This window comes from Vibrio sabulosilitoris (assembly GCF_055391395.1).
On sequence record NZ_AP029600.1, the window covers coordinates 367,288 to 387,297 of the forward strand.

At 47.2% G+C, this 20,010-nt stretch carries 17 protein-coding genes; 14 read left to right on the top strand and 3 right to left on the bottom strand.

The window, feature by feature from the left end; all coding sequences use genetic code 11:
- Positions 1 to 83: 83 nt before the first annotated feature.
- Positions 84 to 1,619, top strand: a complete 1,536-nt coding sequence (locus tag ACZ5R2_RS17415) for a hypothetical protein (RefSeq protein ID WP_464903324.1) — start codon at positions 84 to 86, stop codon at positions 1,617 to 1,619.
- A gap of 101 nt (positions 1,620 to 1,720) precedes the next feature.
- Here the strand turns inward: ACZ5R2_RS17415 and ACZ5R2_RS17420 are convergent, their stop codons facing one another.
- Positions 1,721 to 2,593, bottom strand: coding sequence for an AraC family transcriptional regulator (locus ACZ5R2_RS17420; protein ID WP_464903323.1), 873 nt, complete (start codon positions 2,591 to 2,593; stop codon positions 1,721 to 1,723).
- Between the two features lie 137 nt (positions 2,594 to 2,730).
- Entirely contained in the window at positions 2,731 to 3,609 is an 879-nt protein-coding gene (locus ACZ5R2_RS17425; RefSeq protein WP_464903322.1) for a nuclear transport factor 2 family protein, read from the bottom strand.
- Positions 3,610 to 4,276: 667 nt separating this feature from the next.
- Here ACZ5R2_RS17425 and tig point away from each other — a divergent pair.
- The 13 genes from tig to pyrF all read left to right on the top strand — a co-directional run bounded on the left by tig (position 4,277) and on the right by pyrF (position 18,951).
- Complete coding sequence (tig, locus tag ACZ5R2_RS17430; protein ID WP_464903321.1) at positions 4,277 to 5,581, top strand: trigger factor; 1,305 nt, start codon at positions 4,277 to 4,279, stop codon at positions 5,579 to 5,581.
- Between the two features lie 106 nt (positions 5,582 to 5,687).
- On the top strand, positions 5,688 to 6,314 hold the full coding sequence (gene clpP, locus ACZ5R2_RS17435; protein WP_464903320.1) for an ATP-dependent Clp endopeptidase proteolytic subunit ClpP: 627 nt from the start codon (positions 5,688 to 5,690) through the stop codon (positions 6,312 to 6,314).
- Between the two features lie 108 nt (positions 6,315 to 6,422).
- Positions 6,423 to 7,703, top strand: a complete 1,281-nt coding sequence (gene clpX / locus ACZ5R2_RS17440; protein WP_464903319.1) for an ATP-dependent protease ATP-binding subunit ClpX — start codon at positions 6,423 to 6,425, stop codon at positions 7,701 to 7,703.
- 126 nt (positions 7,704 to 7,829) lie between these two features.
- Positions 7,830 to 10,181, top strand: coding sequence for an endopeptidase La (gene lon, locus ACZ5R2_RS17445; protein WP_464903318.1), 2,352 nt, complete (start codon positions 7,830 to 7,832; stop codon positions 10,179 to 10,181).
- A gap of 191 nt (positions 10,182 to 10,372) precedes the next feature.
- Entirely contained in the window at positions 10,373 to 10,645 is a 273-nt protein-coding gene (locus ACZ5R2_RS17450; protein WP_438458415.1) for an HU family DNA-binding protein, read from the top strand.
- 177 nt (positions 10,646 to 10,822) lie between these two features.
- Entirely contained in the window at positions 10,823 to 12,667 is a 1,845-nt protein-coding gene (ppiD, locus tag ACZ5R2_RS17455) for a peptidylprolyl isomerase (protein ID WP_464903317.1), read from the top strand.
- Positions 12,668 to 12,838: 171 nt separating this feature from the next.
- Positions 12,839 to 13,138 (top strand): ComEA family DNA-binding protein, encoded by a 300-nt coding sequence (locus ACZ5R2_RS17460; protein ID WP_464903316.1) that lies wholly within the window; start codon positions 12,839 to 12,841, stop codon positions 13,136 to 13,138.
- 258 nt (positions 13,139 to 13,396) lie between these two features.
- Positions 13,397 to 14,074 carry a (d)CMP kinase gene (gene cmk, locus ACZ5R2_RS17465; protein ID WP_464903315.1) on the top strand — a complete coding sequence of 226 codons (678 nt, stop codon included), beginning with the start codon at positions 13,397 to 13,399 and terminating at the stop codon, positions 14,072 to 14,074.
- Between the two features lie 113 nt (positions 14,075 to 14,187).
- A complete protein-coding gene (gene rpsA, locus ACZ5R2_RS17470; RefSeq protein ID WP_464903314.1) occupies positions 14,188 to 15,858 on the top strand; it encodes a 30S ribosomal protein S1 in 1,671 nt (556 codons plus the stop codon).
- 416 nt (positions 15,859 to 16,274) lie between these two features.
- The gene (gene ihfB / locus ACZ5R2_RS17475; RefSeq protein WP_464903313.1) at positions 16,275 to 16,559 is read left to right on the top strand and encodes an integration host factor subunit beta; all 285 of its coding nucleotides are present in this window, start codon (positions 16,275 to 16,277) and stop codon (positions 16,557 to 16,559) included.
- Positions 16,560 to 16,740: 181 nt separating this feature from the next.
- On the top strand, positions 16,741 to 17,031 hold the full coding sequence (locus ACZ5R2_RS17480) for a LapA family protein (RefSeq protein WP_464903675.1): 291 nt from the start codon (positions 16,741 to 16,743) through the stop codon (positions 17,029 to 17,031).
- 17 nt (positions 17,032 to 17,048) lie between these two features.
- On the top strand, positions 17,049 to 18,218 hold the full coding sequence (gene lapB, locus ACZ5R2_RS17485) for a lipopolysaccharide assembly protein LapB (RefSeq protein WP_464903312.1): 1,170 nt from the start codon (positions 17,049 to 17,051) through the stop codon (positions 18,216 to 18,218).
- A 37-nt stretch (positions 18,219 to 18,255) separates the two neighbouring features.
- Positions 18,256 to 18,951 (top strand): orotidine-5'-phosphate decarboxylase, encoded by a 696-nt coding sequence (gene pyrF, locus ACZ5R2_RS17490; protein ID WP_464903311.1) that lies wholly within the window; start codon positions 18,256 to 18,258, stop codon positions 18,949 to 18,951.
- Between the two features lie 78 nt (positions 18,952 to 19,029).
- Here pyrF and ACZ5R2_RS17495 read toward each other — a convergent pair whose 3' ends face one another.
- Positions 19,030 to 20,007: a substrate-binding domain-containing protein gene (locus ACZ5R2_RS17495; RefSeq protein WP_464903310.1), complete on the bottom strand. Its 978-nt coding sequence runs from the start codon at positions 20,005 to 20,007 to the stop codon at positions 19,030 to 19,032.
- Positions 20,008 to 20,010 lie beyond the last annotated feature (3 nt).

Here is a 20,010-nt window from a genome sequence, read left to right on the forward strand (position 1 = left end):
CAGTCAGGACTTTGTGTATCCATGTGCACTTAGGCCAGGGCAGCTGTGAGCCATAAAAATATAGCTTTTTATTTGGAGTTGTAATGGAACAAGTTTCCCATCTATATGCTTTCAACCACTTTTTTATCGCGTTGGTAGCATTGACAATTATGGTACTGGTTGCCCGTACTATCGTTGCAGGCACTAAGTATTCATCACTATTGGTTATCGTTGTTGCAGGTCTTGGCCTGGGTGCGTTGCTAGTGAAAACGGGCATGGCACAGCCAGGTCTGGGTGAATTCCCAGTGATTGTTATTGCCGGTCAAACCACCGTTATTGCACTGATCGCCTCTTTCTTCGTTGGTGGTCAAGAGATCAAGCGTCTGTTGGCAAAAGAGAATGTTGAAGATACTGACACCAGTTTCTTCCAGCCTTCGACTAAAGAAGTGTTCATGGGTACGACTAGTACTCAGCTAACGTTTATTGTACGTGGTTTCTTCCTACTGATCGGTATTCATGCGGCTGACGTGTTGCTTTCAGGTCGTACTGATAGCGCAATCCTAGGCGATTCTTACCTACTATTTGCTTACATCTGTTTGTCGGTTGGCTTTATCTTTATCGATAGCCGCGCGAAAACATCAGACAAAGCACTTTACATCCGTAAAGGTGTGGTAGAAATCCTAGCGATCATCGTGGTACTTAACCTATCTCTGGTTATCTCTAAGGCAATCGCACCTATCATTGGTCTACCACAGATCTTCTTCGCGATGATCCTATCTTCTGGCCTAGGTATGCTACTTCCTAAGTGGAAACTTGGTCCAACAATGAACTCACTACTATTCGCTGGTATCCCTCTAGTTCTTTCTGGTGGTTTCCTAGTAGGTGGTTCTCACATGCTTGAAGCGTTTGGCATCCCAGGTCTACAAAGCGTAATTGTTTACGGTTTCGCAGGTCAGGTATTCTGGATGTTCGGTGGTCTAGCACTACTGATCTTCATCGGTAAAGCAAACTTCCTACGCAACCTAGCACCAGGTATGGCGGGTGGTCTTTCTCACTCAGGCCTAACGGGTGCGTGTACTGCAGGTGACTTTGGTTCTAAAGCGGCATCTCGTGCGCCGATTATGATCAACATCCCATTTGCAGGTCACATCTTCGTATTCACTATCCTTGCAGCAAGTGCGGAAGCGGGCTACCTAATGGTTAGCTACACGCTACCTCTAATCGCAGCAGGTGCAGCATTTGTCTTCTTCTCACTGAAGAAACTACGCGGTGCGAACGGCTGTGAGCAAACAGAAGTTAAAGGTCTAATGCAGTTCTCTCTAGGCTGGCAGATCATGGCGGTATTCGGTAGCTTTACTCTCCTATCGTTAGCAGGTATGTCACTTGAGCACGCATCTATGTCTGCTTCTTCTGGTCTATCTCACTTCGGTCTATACGCAGCAGTACAAGAAGGCATGTTCGGTGCAACGGCAGCAAGCCTAATCACCTTTACTTTCGCAATGACATTCCTAGTACACCCACTTGTATTCGGTATGTTCGGTAAAGCGGCTGAGAACGGCGGTGTAATGGCTGAGAAAGGCGTAGCTATCCTAGCAAGCCTAGGTGCAATCGGCGTACTTTACTCGCTAATGACTATCTAATTGAGCTTCTCAAGCAGATAAATTAAGCAACCGCTTGAAAGAAACAGCAGCCGCTTTGTCGGCTGCTGTTTTTGCTTTGGCTTGGGAGAATTTTTTACACTTTACTGAGCAATAAACTGCTTTTGAAACTGAGTGGGGGTCTGCTTAGTCAGATTTCTAAAGTACTTTACAAAATTACTCGCGTCCTCAAAGCCGAACTCATAGGCTAACTGCTGTGAGCTGCAATTGCTCAACACCAGTTCGCGCTTCATCTCCATTACCGTAAAGGCATCAATCATCTGCTTAGCGGTCAGCCCCGTTGCAAGCTTACACACGTGGTTCAGCGTCTTATAGGTGGTGTTAATCTTACCCGCATACCAGTTAGCGTCGCGCGTGGCTCGGTAGTGTGCTTGCATGAGCTCGATAAATCGCGCCAGTTTGTTGCTATGTTCGTTCGATAAGGTGTGGGACTGGTCATGCTCACGATGTCGATTGACCATCAATGCCAGTGCCGAAAATAGGTACATGGCCATTAAGGTATCGGGCTTCTCCGCAGCCAGCTCTTGGCTTAGGTGATCAACATAGCTATCGACTCTGCGCTGATAAGCTGTGGAAAGTTGCACGAGCGGGCAATGTGAGTGACTAAGATGGGTTGGGGTATAGTGAGGCAGGCGCATATTGGCATGGACTTGGTCGAGAAAAGCCTGGGTAAACAGGATAATCTTGCCTTTGGCACCTGAGGAGAAGTCAAAGCTGTGCACCTGTTCGCGCTGGATGAAGATCATCGACCCCGGTTGGTAGGTGTAAGTCTCGAAATCTACCATGTGCTGACCGATTCCCTCTTCTATATAGATAAAAGCAAAAAAGCCCACGCGATGAGGTCGAGTCGGATCTGGGGTAAGGTTTTTGCGCTCAGCGAGGGATTGCAACTCAATAATGTCTAAGTGAGTAAAATGGTCCTGTTTTAAACGAAAGCTAACGTGGGGGATGTCCATATCTATCCATAAGGCTCAATACCGCAAGTATAACTGATAACTACATGCAAAATTAGAACAGATTTGACCGACACGCAAAAAGGCCGCCGGACTGGCAGCCTTAATTACTATGTATCAGGAGTAACTAATCGAGAGGCTTACTCAAAGCCAAACTTGCCGTTGGTATTTTTCCACTCCGACTCTGCCGGGATAGGTTCGATGGTGTCCCAGTGCTCGACGATCATGTCGTTCTCTAGGCGGAACAAATCATAAAAGGCCACGTGCTGTCCCATAAATTGCCCCTCACTGATTGAGAGGACGAAGTTGCCTTCACCTAGCACCTTGTGGTTGGTGGTGTACACCATCGGCTGACCAGCCTTGGCCAACTCTTCAAGGGCCACCCCCAAACCACTTAAACCGTCGGCGACCATAGGATTATGTTGCAGGTATTCGCTGTCTTCATTACCGATGTAGGTATTGATTTTCGACATGTCGCCGTCCATCAGAATGTCTTTAACGAAGTTGGTGACTATCTCTTTATTAGACTCGGTTTTATCGAGATCTGTCGCCTCAGTTGGGCCATCAAGTTGAGTGCGTCCACTTGGGTTTTTCGGCGCAACTTCCTGCAAGTTATCCCAGTGTTCGACGATTAAGCCGTCTTCAAAGCGGAATACATCAAAGCCGACCTTAGGGCCAAAGAAGTTGTAGTCGGTGTGCAAAAAGACATAGTCCCCATCTTGGAATGCGCGCTTTACTTGGGCTTTGGCACTGCCTTCTGGCAACATTTGCAATATCTCGCCAAAACCCGCTAGACCATCGGCAACGCCAAGATTGTGTTGGATATAGTTCTCCGGGTTGATATACCCAATCGCACTTTGGTCGCCGGTTTCGATACTGGATATTACTGCTATGGCTTTGTCTTTGTTGGACATCTCATTGGCTTCCATTGTTGAGGCGTGGGCTGAAACATGGGCTCCTGCGGCAAAGATAGCGGCAGAGAAAAGGGTGGTTTTCGCGAACGTTGCTATTGTCTTCATGGGTATCACCTTATACTTAACTCGCCATCAATAGTAGAAGGGTACCGCTAGCCCTGCCGTGTTGATTTGGGCCAAATTATGGTGAATATCGAACGATCACGGCTCTACCTTGGACTAATTCTTTGGGAGTCTCGAGTGAGTTAGCTTCACTTTAGGCGTGAAATTATGCGTCAAACGCTCAAGAGTTTTCGCCCTTGAGCATGGAGTCTTACTCACATTAAGGGCTTAAAAAGCCAATAAACTGGAAAAATTTGTCAATTAGCCTTGAAAAGCCAATAAATGCCCCCAATTTCTCCTGTTGATTGACGCTTGCGTAGTAGCCAACGGTCAAAATTGGTCGAAAACGGAGCAGTCAACTTTAAAAAGCTAATAATGAGGGATCGATACAAGGGTTCGGCTCGACAGGCTAAGCTCAGGTGGTTAGAATGCTTCGTCTAAAATTTTACCCTGAGACTAATCAGAGATACCTTTAAACGCAGACTGCCCTGGGCACGGCTGCTGAAGATATCACTCATTAGTCCGGTATGCGGCTGAGTAAGCCGGGTATCGATACTCAATTTGAATAAGCGCTTTTTGCGCGCTAAACAAGGATGAAGTCTCGCAGACATTGTGGATGCGTGGCTCATACGCTCAGAAAACTCTGAGCCATTTTTGAGGTTTATAAAAAATGCAAGTTACTGTTGAAACGCTAGAGGGCCTACAGCGCCGTCTTAACATTACTGTTCCTGCTTCTAACATTGAAGATGCAGTGACAGCTGAACTACGCAACATCGCTAAAAACCGTCGTTTCGATGGTTTCCGTAAAGGCAAAGTGCCTCTTAAGATGGTTGCACAGATGTACGGCAAAGCAGTACGTCAAGACGTTCTAGGCGAAGTAATGCAGCGTCACTTTATCGAAGCAATCGTTAAAGATAAGATCAACCCTGCAGGCGCTCCAACTTTCGAACCAGTTGAAAACGTTGAAGGTCAAGACCTAGTATTCAACGCAACGTTCGAAGTTTACCCAGAAATCGAACTGTCTGGCCTAGAGACTATCGCAGTTGAGAAGCCACTAGCAGAAGTGAAAGACGCAGACGTTGAAGAGATGATTGAAACTCTTCGCAAGCAGCAAGCGACTTGGACTGAAGTTGAAGGCGCTGCTGAAGAAGGTTCTCGCGCAACTATCGATTTCGTTGGTTCTATCGACGGTGAAGAGTTCGAAGGCGGTAAAGCTGAGAACTTCCCACTAGAGATGGGCGCTGGTCGCATGATCCCTGGTTTTGAAGACGGTATCGTTGGCAAAACTGCAGGCATGGAATTTGAAATCGACGTAACCTTCCCAGAAGATTACCACGCTGAAAACCTAAAAGGTAAAGCGGCTAAGTTTGCTATCAAAGTAAACAAAGTTGAAGCGCGTGAACTTCCAGAAATCAACGACGAGTTCGTGGCTAAGTTCGGCGTAAATGAAGGCGGTGTTGACGCACTTAAAGCTGAAGTTCGCAAGAACATGGAGCGTGAGCTTAAGCAAGCAGTTAAGAACCGCATCAAAGAGCAAGCGATCGACGGTCTAGTTGCTGCGAACGAAATCGACGTTCCAGCAGCACTTATCGACCAAGAAATCGCAGGCCTACGTCAGCAAGCTGCACAACGCTTCGGTGGTAACCCAGAAGCGGCTGAGCAACTTCCACGTGAACTGTTCGAAGAGCAAGCTAAGCGTCGCGTATCTGTAGGTCTTCTACTAGGCGAAGTGATCAAGTCTGAAGAGCTAAAAGCTGACGACGAGAAGGTGAAAGCACTTATCGAAGAGATGGCTACCGCATATGAAGAACCATCAGAAGTTATTGCTTACTACGAGCAAAACCAACAAATGATGGACAACATGCGCAACGTTGCTCTAGAAGAGCAAGCTATCGACGCGATCATTGCAAAAGCACAAGTAACTGAGAAAGAAGTTGCCTTTGGCGAGCTAATGAATCAGCAACCTGCTGCTTAATAGGCAGAAACGACGCTAACAGGTTGACTAACCGTTAACTCATCTGCTAACAATGGTCCGTGTGATAAGTTATCATTCGGGCCATTTATTTTAGGGATATAAGACTATGAGCTACCAAGAAAAAAATGCAATGTCGCCAATTCTTAATGCGCTAGTACCTATGGTAGTAGAGCAAACGTCTCGCGGTGAACGTTCATACGATATCTACTCTCGTCTACTCAAAGAGCGTATAATCTTCTTAACTGGTCAAGTGGAAGACCAAATGGCGAATCTCGTTGTTGCCCAGCTACTTTTCCTCGAGTCCGAAAATCCAGATAAGGATATTTTCCTATACATCAACTCACCTGGCGGTAGTGTGACGGCTGGTATGTCGATTTACGACACCATGCAGTTTATCAAGCCAAATGTGAGTACCGTATGTATGGGTCAGGCGTGCTCCATGGGTGCATTCCTGCTAGCGGGTGGTGCGCCTGGCAAACGTCATGTACTACCTAACTCGCGCGTGATGATTCACCAGCCACTAGGTGGTTTCCAAGGTCAGGCATCGGATATCCAGATCCATGCGCAAGAAATCCTGACTATCAAACAGAAGCTGAACAAGTTGCTTGCTGAGCATACGGGTCAGCCACTGGATATTATCGAGCGCGATACTGACCGTGATAACTTCATGTCTAGCGAGCAAGCGGTTGAGTATGGCCTAGTAGACTCGGTATTGAACCATCGCGGTGAGTAAAGGTTAACGGCGAGTGGACGGATGTCTATCACTCCTGTTGCGACAAGCAATGTTGAGTGATATGTAGTAAACTCGTAACGAAAGAAACAAAGGCTAAGAGGTTAGCGAATGACAGATAAAAGCAAAGATTCAGGTAACAGCAAGTTACTGTACTGCTCTTTCTGTGGCAAAAGCCAGCACGAAGTTCGCAAGCTAATCGCAGGCCCTTCGGTTTACATTTGTGATGAATGTGTTGATCTGTGCAACGATATTATTCGTGAAGAGATCAAAGACATTCTTCCTAAGCAAGAGTCTGAGGCGTTACCAACGCCAAAAGCGATCCGTGATCACCTAGATGATTACGTGATTGGCCAAGACTATGCAAAGAAAGTGTTGGCGGTAGCGGTATACAACCACTACAAGCGTCTGCGCAATGGTGACACCACCAAAGAGGGTGTTGAGCTTGGTAAGAGTAATATCTTGCTGATCGGTCCTACAGGTAGCGGTAAGACGCTATTAGCTGAGACGCTAGCGCGTTTCTTGGACGTTCCATTTACCATGGCAGATGCGACCACACTGACCGAAGCGGGCTACGTTGGCGAAGATGTAGAAAATATCATTCAAAAACTGCTGCAGAAATGCGATTACGACGTTTCTAAAGCAGAGCGCGGCATCGTTTATATTGATGAAATCGACAAGATTTCACGCAAGGCAGAAAACCCATCGATCACTCGAGACGTTTCTGGTGAGGGCGTACAGCAGGCACTATTGAAACTGATTGAGGGCACAGTAGCATCGGTACCACCTCAAGGTGGTCGTAAGCACCCGCAGCAAGAGTTCTTGCAGGTTGATACCTCAAAGATTCTCTTTGTTTGTGGTGGTGCGTTTGCCGGTCTCGATAAAGTGATCGAGCAGCGCGTCGCAACGGGTACAGGTATCGGCTTTGGTGCGGAAGTACGCTCTAAAGATGAATCTAAGACGCTGAGTGACTTGTTCAGCCAGGTTGAGCCAGAAGATTTGGTAAAATATGGTTTGATCCCAGAATTCATCGGTCGTCTACCAGTGACAACCACGCTGACAGAGCTTGATGAAGATGCACTGATCCAGATCCTATGTGAGCCGAAGAACGCACTGACCAAACAGTATGCGGCACTCTTCGAGCTGGAGAATGCTGAGCTTGAATTCCGTGAAGATGCCCTACGCGCGATTGCGAAGAAGGCAATGGAGCGTAAGACAGGCGCACGTGGTTTGCGTTCAATCTTGGAAGGTGTGCTTCTAGAGACCATGTACGAGCTGCCATCAGCGACAGACGTGAGCAAAGTGGTTATCGATGAGTCGGTGATCAACGGTGAGTCTGAGCCATTGTTGATTTACAGCAACAATGACAGCCAAGCCGCTGGCGCAGAGTAATTCTCGGCGCAGCGATTGTATTGAAAAAGGAAGCAGATCTTGCTTCCTTTTTTTTATTCTGTCATTGAAACCAACCAATTAGCCCCCATATATTGCAAATAAAGTATAAGCGGAAGAGAGAACTCTATGAACTTGGAACGTTCCGAGCGTATTGAAATCCCAGTATTACCTCTACGTGATGTGGTGGTTTACCCACATATGGTCATTCCTCTGTTTGTTGGACGTGAGAAGTCAATCCAGTGCCTAGAAGCGGCGATGGACAACAACAAACAGATCTTGCTTGTGGCGCAAAAACAAGCAGATAAAGACGAGCCCGGTATCGAAGACCTATTTGATGTCGGCACAGTCGCGACTATCTTGCAACTTTTAAAACTCCCTGACGGCACGGTGAAGGTACTGGTTGAAGGCCAGCAGCGTGCCAAGATTGAGCAGTACAAAGACAACGATTTCTTCCTCGCCGATGCCCGGTTCTTAACCACGCCAGAGCTTGACGAGCGTGAGCAAGAGGTTATCGTGCGCAGCGCGATTAGTCAGTTTGAGGGCTTTATTAAGCTGAACAAGAAGATCCCACCAGAGGTGCTGACATCTCTGAGCGGTATCGACGAAGCTGCTCGCCTAGCTGATACTATCGCTGCTCATATGCCACTTAAGCTTGATGATAAGCAGCAGGTGCTTGAGCTTTTAGATGTGACCGAGCGTCTTGAGTTCTTGATGAGCCAGATGGAGTCGGAAATCGATATCCTTCAGGTTGAGAAGCGCATTCGCGGCCGCGTTAAAAAACAGATGGAAAAATCACAGCGCGAGTACTATCTGAATGAGCAAATGAAGGCGATTCAGAAAGAGCTTGGCGAGAGTGAGGATGGCGTTGATGAATTCGAGGCTCTTAAGCAGAAGATCGAAGAATCAAAGATGCCACAAGAAGCCAAAGACAAGACAGAACAAGAGCTGCAAAAGCTAAAGATGATGTCGCCGATGTCAGCTGAGGCAACCGTGGTTCGTAGCTACATCGACTGGATGGTTGGTGTGCCTTGGGCTAAGCGCTCAAAGGTTAAGAAGAATCTTGCTAAGGCAGAAGAAGTACTCAATGAGGACCACTATGGTCTAGAGCGCGTGAAAGAACGCATTCTTGAGTACCTCGCGGTGCAAAATCGCATCAATAAGCTCAAAGGCCCAATTCTGTGTTTGGTTGGTCCTCCAGGTGTGGGTAAAACCTCACTAGGACGCTCTATTGCATCTGCTACGGGTCGTAAGTACGTGCGTATGGCGCTCGGCGGCGTGCGTGATGAGGCAGAAATTCGTGGTCACCGTCGCACCTATATCGGTTCTATGCCAGGCAAACTTATTCAGAAGATGTCGAAAGTTGGGGTGAAAAACCCATTATTCTTGCTCGATGAGATCGACAAGATGTCCTCTGATATGCGTGGCGATCCATCATCGGCATTGCTTGAAGTTCTTGACCCTGAGCAGAACAATGCGTTTAACGATCACTACCTAGAGGTTGATTACGATCTGTCGGATGTGATGTTTGTGGCGACCTCAAACTCAATGAACATTCCAGGGCCTTTGCTTGACCGTATGGAAGTGATCCGCCTGTCGGGTTACACCGAAGATGAGAAGCTCAACATTGCTAAGCGCCACCTAGTTGAAAAGCAGAAGCAGCGTAATGGCCTTAAGTCTGGTGAGGTAGTTATCGAAGATTCTGCTATTGTTGGTATCATTCGCTACTACACTCGTGAGGCGGGTGTGCGTAACCTTGAGCGAGAAATTTCAAAAATTTGTCGTAAAGCAGTGAAAAATATTCTGCTAGACACACAACTGAAATCTGTCACGGTTAGCATGGACAACCTCAAGGAGTACTTGGGTGTTCAACGTCACGATTACGGCAAGGCTGATGATAGCAATCGCATTGGCCAAGTGACTGGTTTGGCGTGGACAGAAGTCGGTGGCGACTTGTTGACCATCGAGACGGAAGCGATGCCTGGTAAGGGCAAGCTAACGCAAACTGGCTCGTTGGGCGATGTAATGCAAGAGTCGATTCAAGCTGCCATGACGGTCGTACGTAGCCGTGCTGAGAAACTCGGCATTAACAGCGACTTCTACGAGAAGAAAGACATCCACGTCCACGTGCCTGAGGGCGCAACGCCGAAAGATGGCCCGAGTGCGGGTATCGCTATGTGCACGGCATTGGTGTCTAGCCTAACGGGTAACCCTGTCAAAGCTGAAGTCGCGATGACCGGTGAAATTACCCTGCGTGGTGAAGTTTTGCCAATTGGTGGTTTGAAAGAAAAACTGCTTGCTGCACACCGCGGTGGCATCACTACCGTGCTGATCCCGAAAGACAACGAACGTGATCTCGAAGAGATTCCTGAAAACGTTATTGCTGACCTCAAGGTGATTCCGGTTCAGTGGATTGATGAAGTCTTGAACGTTGCTTTGGAAAATGCGCCAAGTGGTGTTGAAATTGTCTCTACAAAATAGTGATATACAGCAAAAATAAGTAAAAGATTGCGCTGATACGTCTAAAAAGGCTTGTCAGCGTTTTTTTTGAGAGCTAACTTTACAAACTATGGCTGAGCCTTTATGTAGCAAGGGCTCGGCTGATGATTAACAAAAATAATTTGGAATGAAACTACCTCAATCTTCGTCAGGTAGACTTTAAGGGGAATAATGTGAATAAGACACAACTAGTAGACAAAATTGCAGAAAACGCGGATATCTCTAAAGCATCAGCTGGCCGTGCGCTAGACGCTTTTATTGAAGCGGTAGGCGACACTCTACAGTCTGGTGACCAAGTGGCACTTGTTGGTTTTGGTACGTTCAGCGTTCGTACTCGCGCAGCGCGCACAGGTCGTAACCCTAAGACTGGTGAAGAGATCCAAATTGCTGAAGCGAATGTTCCTGCATTTAAAGCGGGTAAAGCACTAAAAGATGCTTGTAACTAATTGCACTTTTTCTAATCTCGGTTAGTAGTGATTGCTAAGTGAAGCAAAAATTTACACTTAGAAGCATTGATAAGTGAACGATTTTAAAAAATGCGCATCATACTGATGCGCTTTTCTTTTTCTGTTATCATCGCGCACAAGAATATTTATTAGAAGTGAAACTTCGGAGCTTTATACATGATGGAGCGTATACGCGAAGGCGTTAACAGCCTAGCGGTCAAGATCATCCTCGGGATCATTATCCTTTCCTTTGTCTTTGCTGGTGTCGTCGGCAACCTAGGTGGTTCAGGTAACTCTGCAGCCTCTGTCGGTGATGTTGACATTAGCCGTGGTGAGTTCGAACAAGCTTACCAAAATGAGCGTAATCGTATGCAAGCTCAGCTCGGCGAGTATTTCTCGGCGATGCTTGGTGATCCTGCTTACGTCGCTTCGTTCCGTCAGTCGGTTCTCGATCGTATGGTTAACGATGTTTTGATTGAGCAACATGCCAAGAAGCTTGGCCTACGTATCAGTGATGATCAGATTCGTCAGATGATGCTAGAAATGCCTGAGTTCCAAACTAATGGCCAGTTTGATCAAGATATTTATCAAGCGACACTGCGCCGTGCTGGTTTTAGTCCAGATGCTTTTGCTGAGTACCTACGTCGCAACTTGGTGCGTGATCAGCTTCTAGCAGCAGTTCAAGGCAGTGAGTTTTCTCTGAGCAGCGAGGTTGAGCTACAAGCTGCCTTGCTCGGCCAGACTCGTGATATCCGCAAAGTAGTTCTTTCACTGGAAGAATTTGCGGGTAACGTTGAGCTAAGCGATGAAGAGATCGCGGATTACTATCAGCAAAACGCACAGCGTTTCACACGCCCTGAGCAGCTTAAAGTATCTTACCTTGAGCTATCGGCGATGGCGTTGCGTGATTCAGGTTCGGTCTCTGAGCAAGACGTTGAGGAATACTACCAGCAAAACATTGAGCGTTACTCGTCTGAAGAGCAGCGCGAAATCAGCCATATCTTGGTAAGTGAGCGTGAGGCTGCTGAAGAGGTACTGGCGTCACTGACCGCTGGTGCGGACTTTGCGCAGTTGGCAGAAGAGAAATCAGAAGACTTTGGCAGCGCGGATCAAGGCGGCTCTTTGGGCTGGATTGAGCGTGGTGTGATGGACCCAGCGTTTGAAGACGCAGCGTTTGCGCTTGCTGAGCAGGGCGAGATCACTGAGATCGTTGAATCTGCCTTTGGTTTCCATATTATCAAGCTAACCGGTATCGAAGCACCGACAGCTAAGCCACTTGCAGAAGTTGCTCAAGACATCGAGCAAGAGCTGCTTGACCAAGCAGCGGTTGACGAGTTTTATGCTAAGCAAAACGACCTAGAGCGTGTCGCTTTTGAGTTCCCTGACTCACTGGATGACGCGGCAGAAGCGATCGGTGGCGAAGTTGTGACGACTGACTTCATTTCACAAGTTGATGCACCAGAAGTGCTAATGGCTCCAGCCGTGATGCAAGCACTACTGAGTGCGGATGTCAAAGAAGACGGTCTAAACTCTGAAGTGATTGAAGTGGCGCCGGAGCACGTTATTGTGGTGCGCGTCGAGGAGATGCGTGAAGAGGTGGTGCTACCACTTGAAGAGGTTGAGGCAGACGTTGTTGCTCAACTATCACAAGTTAAAGGCGAGCAAGCTGCTTCTGAAGTTGCACAAACGCTACTTGAAGCTCTGCGCTCTGGTGACGAAGCAGTACTTGAGGCTCAAGGTTTTGAGTTCGGTGAAACGGAGACGATTGATCGCCGTTCACCGCTTGCTGAGACGGTATTTGCAATGGTTAAGCCGGTTGAAGGTGAGCGAACCTTTACTCGTGCAACTGAGATGAATGGTGATATTGCGATCGTTGAGCTCAACGATATCAACACCGAAATCGACCCGCAGTTCAATGATCAGATTGGCTTCCAGCTTGAGCAAAGCAATGCTCAGCAGGACATGCAAGGTCTGATTGAGATCCTGCGTCAAGAAATCAGCGTGGATTACTACATCAACTAGGCTCAACCAACAAGTTCAATACTGTGAGTCTGACGGTAAGCTTAATGTAATCTTATGTAACTGGAGAACGAACTACTTGGTAGTTCGTTCTTTTTTTATGTGCGCCGCTTAGCGAATCGCAGTAATGTGTATTTTGCTCAAGATGCTACTCAATCATCTAGGAGCAACATTATGAAAAAACTCATCACCAGCATTATCCTGTCTCTAAGCGTTTTCCTTGGTTTACTCTCTTCAGTGTCGGCTGCCCCTAAAGCGGACCAATATGAGGGCATAGAGATCAGTGTTAACATTAATACCGCCCCAGCAGAGGAGTTAGCCACGCTGCTGATAGGGGTTGGCGAGCAGAAGGCGCAAGCGATCGTCGATTATCGTGAGCAACACGGCAAGTTCGAGACGGTTGAACAGCTGACCAAGGTAAAAGGGATTGGACCGTCTCTACTGAGTAAAAACGCAGCCAGAATCAAGCTGTAGTCTAAGCTATCTAAATAGGCCCAAGAGGTATCTTGAGCTCACTTAAGATATTCCCCAGATCATGTTTGATGTGGGGAATATCTTTGCCCTTGAATATAAAAACTCGCTATTTGCATGAGCATCTGCCCAGATTTTTGTATATAATCAGCGCCGCATTTGGGTTAAGCCGGATCAGAGTCACAGAGTTTACGTCAGTTTGCTGTTTTTTAGCATTTTCTTCTCTGGTCATGGCACAAGCAAAAATAAATGGAGTAGACCATGTCTTCACAAACTCCCATCGTCACAGTTGACGGGCCGAGCGGCGCAGGAAAGGGCACATTGTGCATGCTGATTGCCAATCAGTTGGGTTATAAGCTGCTAGATTCCGGGGCGATCTATCGTGTGCTTGCACTTGCTGCAATCCATCATGGCGTTGACCTAACGTCAGAAGATGCTTTGGTTCCACTTGCGACACACCTTGACGTCCAATTCATTGCCGAAGGGGACTTAGTGAAAGTGATTCTCGAAGGTGAGAATGTCTCTAATGAATTGCGCAAAGAAGAAACGGGTATGGCTGCCTCAAAAGTCGCTGCCCTGCCACGTGTTCGCGAGGCACTGCTGCGCCGACAGCGTGCTTTTGCTCAAGCGCCAGGCCTAATCGCTGATGGCCGTGATATGGGGACAGTCGTGTTTCCAGAGGCGCAGGCGAAAATCTTCCTCGATGCCAGTGCTGAAGAGCGGGCACACCGTCGTATGAAACAGTTGCAACTCAAGGGCGTAGATGTTAGATTTGACGACCTTTTGAGCGAAATCCAGGAGCGAGACGATAGAGATCGTAATCGTCCTGTGGCGCCGCTCCGTCCTGCGAAGGACGCGTTAGTGCTGGATTCCACTTCGATGTCAATCGAGCAAGTGGTTGAAAAGGCACTAGAACATATAGAATCTAAACTGGCTTAGTCTTTAAGACTGAGCCAGTACGGAGCGTTGGTTGCAAGGATGATAACCGGCGAAGTTAATAACCCCACGCGGTAGGATGCCCGTGGAAGTTTAAATTAATTGAAGATTGAATAATGACTGAATCTTTTGCTCAACTCTTTGAAGAGTTTCTAAATGAGACTGAATTCCAACAAGGCAGCATCGTTAAAGGTACTGTAGTTGCTATCGAGAACGGTTTCGTTCTTGTTGACGCTGGTCTTAAGTCTGAGTCTGCTATCCCTGCTGAACAGTTCAAGAACGCTGCTGGCGAACTTGAAGTTGAAGTTGGTGCTGAAGTAGACGTAGCGCTAGACGCTGTTGAAGACGGTTTCGGTGAGACTCAGCTTTCTCGTGAGAAAGCTAAACGTCACGAAGCTTGGATCGTTCTTGAGAAAGCTTACGAAGAAGCTGAAACTGTTGTTGGTATCATCAACGGTAAAGTTAAAGGCGGTTTCACTGTTGAACTTAACGGTATCCGTGCATTCCTTCCAGGCTCTCTAGTAGACGTTCGTCCAATTCGCGACACTGCTCACCTAGAAAACAAAGAGCTAGAGTTCAAAGTTATCAAACTTGACCAGAAGCGTAACAACGTAGTTGTTTCTCGCCGTGCAGTTATCGAGTCTGAGAACAGCGTTGAGCGTGACGAACTTCTAGAAACTCTACAAGAAGGTTCTGAAGTTAAAGGTATCGTTAAGAACCTAACTGACTACGGTGCGTTCGTAGATCTAGGTGGTGTTGACGGTCTTCTACACATCACTGACATGGCTTGGAAGCGCGTTAAGCACCCTTCTGAGATCGTTAACGTTGGTGACGAGATCCAAGTTAAAGTTCTTAAGTTCGACCGTGAGCGTACTCGCGTATCACTAGGTCTTAAGCAGCTAGGCGAAGATCCATGGGTAGCAATCGCTAAGCGTTACCCAGAAGGTCATAAGCTAACTGGTCGCGTTACTAACCTAACTGACTACGGCTGCTTCGTTGAAATCGAAGAAGGCGTTGAAGGTCTAGTACACGTTTCTGAAATGGATTGGACTAACAAGAACATCCACCCATCTAAAGTTGTTAATGTAGGCGACGAAGTTGAGGTTATGGTTCTTGAGATTGACGAAGAACGTCGTCGTATCTCTCTAGGTCTGAAACAGTGTAAAGCTAACCCATGGCAGTCATTCGCTGAAGCTCAAGCTAAAGGCGACAAAGTTACTGGTAAGATCAAGTCTATCACTGACTTCGGTATCTTCATCGGTCTAGAAGGCGGCATCGACGGTCTAGTTCACCTATCTGACATTTCTTGGAATGTTGCTGGCGAAGAAGCTGTACGCGAGTACAAGAAAGGCGACGAAATCTCTGCAGTAGTTCTAGCAGTAGACGCAGAGCGTGAGCGTATTTCTCTAGGCGTTAAGCAAATGGAAAACGACCCATTCAATGCTTACGTTGCTGACAACAAGAAAGGTGTTCTAGTTAACGCTACTGTAACTGCAGTAGACGCTAAAGGCGCAACTGTTGAGATCATCGAAGGCGTAGAAGGTTACATCCGCGCTTCTGAAGTATCTCGCGACCGCGTAGAAGACGCTTCTCTAATCCTAAGCGCTGGTGATGTTGTTGAAGCGAAGTTCACAGGTGTAGACCGTAAGAACCGCGTAATCAACCTATCTATCAAAGCTAAAGATGAAGCTGAAGAGCAAGAAGCAATGGCTTCACTGAACAAAGCAGACGATGGTTCGTTCGGTAACGCTATGGCAGACGCATTCAAAGCAGCTAAAGGCGAGTAATTCTCCCCTTAATGGTTGTTAAAAAGGAGCCCTCGGGCTCCTTTTTTGTTTTCTACTCCCTCATATAATTTATCTGACCCTCTATTACCTCTCCTCCTTACACCTCGTAGTGTAACGGTCTGGCCTCTTGCTTTTTATCAGCTAGAAGTTAAAAACACTTATACTTATCAAAGGTTTAGTTATATCGTTGTCAATTCAATGGGATTTATTAGCCAAGGTGCTAAATTTCAACTAAATTTGACTTAGTGCTCATAGGCCTACGGCGATGAGTGGAACTGAAAAAGAGAACTTCATGCCGTTCAACATGGCTCCCTTACATTAGGTTGCTATTATTTATTCGTAGAGTGACGCAAGTATTTGTTGAATCTAATAATGTTGTCTATAATCTCTGCTAAAAGAACAAGACGAGGACAAACATGACTAAGTCTGAATTAATCGAGCGAATCTGTACCGAACAACCGCATCTATCTGCCAAGGAAGTGGAGGATGCTGTTAAAGATATTTTGGAACAGATGGCGAATACACTCGAGGGCGGTGATCGCATTGAGATTCGCGGCTTCGGCAGCTTTTCCCTGCACTACAGGGAGCCACGAGTAGGACGCAACCCCAAAACGGGTGAAAAGGTAGAGCTGGAAGGCAAGCATGTGCCCCACTTCAAGCCAGGCAAGGAGCTGCGTGAGCGGGTGAACGACGCGCACTAGCAAGCAAGATCAGAAAAAAGCGGTATACCTTAGGTGTACCGCTTTTTTATTGGTTAATTGTGCAGAGGCATGGTTTATCAATGGTTTTTGCTGCATAATCGCTATACCGAAGCCATAACAACATTTGGTGTCAAAGAGCGTGGGTCGTAGGTACAGCCAAACTTAATGGAGAACGTAGATGATGAAAATAATTAAGGTACTAGCAGTAATAGTCCTTTTTCTTACTGCACTTGCGTTGGGGTCCCAGAATCAGGCCATTGTCACGTTTAATTACCTGTTGGCACAAGGCGACTTTCACCTATCAACTCTACTCGGTGGTGTATTCGTCGTCGGCTTTATCCTCGCTTGGATTTTGTTTGGTACCTTACATCTACGAGCGAAGCTACAGATCACTAAGCTAAAAAGACAGCTGAAAAAGCAGCAAGCCACCAAGCCTTCCACCACACCGACCACAACGGCTGCCTCAGAATAAGTTAGATTGCCGACCGAATGTTAGAGTTATTGTTTCTATTACTTCCTATTGCCGCCGCTTACGGTTGGTATATGGGAAGCCGAAGTGCCAACCAAGAGCGCCAAAAGCAGTCAAACCAGTTATCCAGACAGTATGTTACTGGCCTTAACCTGTTGCTCTCTGATCAGTCAGATAAAGCCGTTGATCACTTTATTGAACTCTTACAGGTCGATGACGATACCATCGATACTCACCTTGCTCTGGGTAACCTTTTTCGCTCTCGAGGTGAGGTCGATAGGGCGATAAAAATACATCAAAATCTCATTTCCCGCCAAGGCCTGACGATTGATCAAAAGAATATTGCTCTGCAGCAGCTGGCGAAGGACTATATGGTCTCCGGCTTCCTTGACCGAGCAGAACGCATTTTTGAGCAGCTTATCGACGAGCCCGAGCACCGCACTGCAGCATTAACCCAATTGATGGTGATTTATCAGCAAACCAGAGAATGGAATAAGGCGATTGAGTGTGGAACCACGCTGATCAAGCTGGGTAAGCAACGAATGAATGGTGCAGTTGCCCACTTTTGGTGTGAACTGGCCCAAGAGCAATTAGCAGAGAGTAATCCCTCCAAAGCAATTTCGCTGCTGGAAAAGGCACTAAAGACTGACACTAAGTGTGTACGCGCGAGTATCGTTCTTGGCAAGCTCTACCTAGAGCGTGAAGACTACCAGAGCGCTGTAGGGTACTTTAAGCGCGTCTTACAACAAGACCGAGATTTCGTCGCTGAGGTACTACCGCTGATTGCCGATTGCTACCATCACTTATCTGAACAAGAGCAGCTGGTCGCTTTTTTGCGCGAGTGCATTACCAACAAGGCTGGCGTGTCAGCCGAGCTAATGCTGGCGCAGCTAGTGGCTAGCCATGATGGGGTTGGCGCTGCACAAGAGATACTTACTCGCCAGTTGGTTAAAAACCCAACCATGAAAGGTTTTCACCGCTTAATTGACTATCATATTCAAGAGGCGGAAGAAGGACGCGGTAAAGATAGCCTGACGACCCTGCAAAGGCTGGTTGGCGAACAGTTGAAAGCAAAACCTCACTATCGTTGTCGTAAGTGTGGTTTTGCCACTCATTCGGTTTATTGGCACTGCCCATCCTGTAAGGGTTGGGGCTGTATTAAACCGATTCGCGGGCTTGATGGCGAGTAAGCCTTAAGTTCGATTGTTATAGAAGTTAGGAGATGAAATGAACGACCCAAAAGTTATCGTTGCACTTGATTATGATAACCAAGCTGATGCGCTGGCATTTGTAGATAGAATTGACCCAGCAAGCTGCAGACTGAAAGTGGGTAAGGAAATGTTCACTCTTTTTGGTCCAGAGTATGTGAAAGCGCTTCACCAACGCGGCTTCTCGGTTTTCCTTGACCTGAAGTTCCACGATATCCCGAACACGTGTTCTAAGGCCATTCGTGCAGCAGCTGAAATGGGTGTATGGATGGTGAATGTCCACGCGAGTGGTGGTGAGCGCATGATGACAGCATCACGCGAAATCCTTGAGCCTTACGGTAAGGATCGCCCACTATTGATTGGTGTGACTGTGCTAACCAGCATGGAGCAAACTGATCTAGCCGGTATTGGTCTGGATGTTGCGCCTCAAGAGCAGGTGATTCGCTTGGCTCAGCTGACCAAAAACTCAGGCCTTGACGGCGTTGTTTGCTCTGCACAAGAAGCCAACATGCTCAAGACGCAGCTTGGTCAAGAGTTTAAGCTAGTAACACCTGGGATTCGTCCTGCTGGTGCGGATGTTGGCGATCAGAAGCGTATCATGACACCTGTTGATGCTATTTCTGCAGGCTCAGACTACCTTGTGATAGGTCGTCCGATTACTCAGGCAGCAGATCCTGCCAAAGTGCTAGCTGAGATAAATAAATCACTGGTTTAACCCTGAGAGCAAAACCTCACTCGCAGAGTGAGGTTTTGAAAAGTACGAAGCACAGAGTTATAGATTTTTAGCCAAGGACTAGAAAACCGAACGTGGCTCGTAGAATTTATCTGCGTTGTGCTTATCGACAAGTTCAGCCGCTAGTATCACGCGAGATGGTGATGTGTGGTAGAGCGTACCAAGGTTCTCTTCTTTTAAACCAGTAACCGCTAGACCAATACCTGAGGCAATCATATTTGCTGGGTAGGTTACCGTTGCGCGAACCACAGGATCTTCATCAATAATCATTTTGATAATGTCTTTAGAGCCCGCCCCACCAAGAACGGTTTTAATTTCTTTGCGTCCGGACTCTTTAATCGCCTGCATTACGCCTTTTAGCATATCGTCGTCTTGACACCAAACCGCATCAATATGGGGGTGGCGCTGAAGCATGTTTTCCATCACCGCCAAGGCTTTTTGAGTCGACCAGTCTGCAGGTTGGCTATCAAGGATCTCAATGTTCTTGTAGTTGGCAATGATCTCGTTAAAGGCATCGACACGCTGTTTATTAATCGGGATCGACATGCCTTCGATCACCACAACCTTGCCTTTTTTGTTCATCTCTTCGGCCAACCATTTACCACTGACTGAGCCTAGCCCCGCGTTATCCCCAGCGATAAACACATCTTGAGCAGGTTTGGCCAATTCACGGTCAACCACTACGGTGTAGATACCACTCTCGTAGGCCTCTTCAATCACCGTTTGCAGTGTGGCCGGGTTGTGCGGTAAGACGACTAAGGCATCGATACCGCGGATCATCAAATCCTCAATATCACCCACCTGCTTAGAGCCCGAGCTTGCAGCCACTACATAGAACTCTACATCATAGTCAGAGTCTTTAAAGTCTTTGGTCGCTTGCTCTGCCCACCACAGCACGCCGCCGGTCCACCCATGGTCAGCAGAGGGAACAGAGACCCCTATTTTATGGGTTTTTGCTAAGGCTTGCGTGGTGCACAACAGCAAAGCAAACAGGATAGCGAAGCCAAACTGCGTAAACTTTTTAACTAGTAACATCATTTA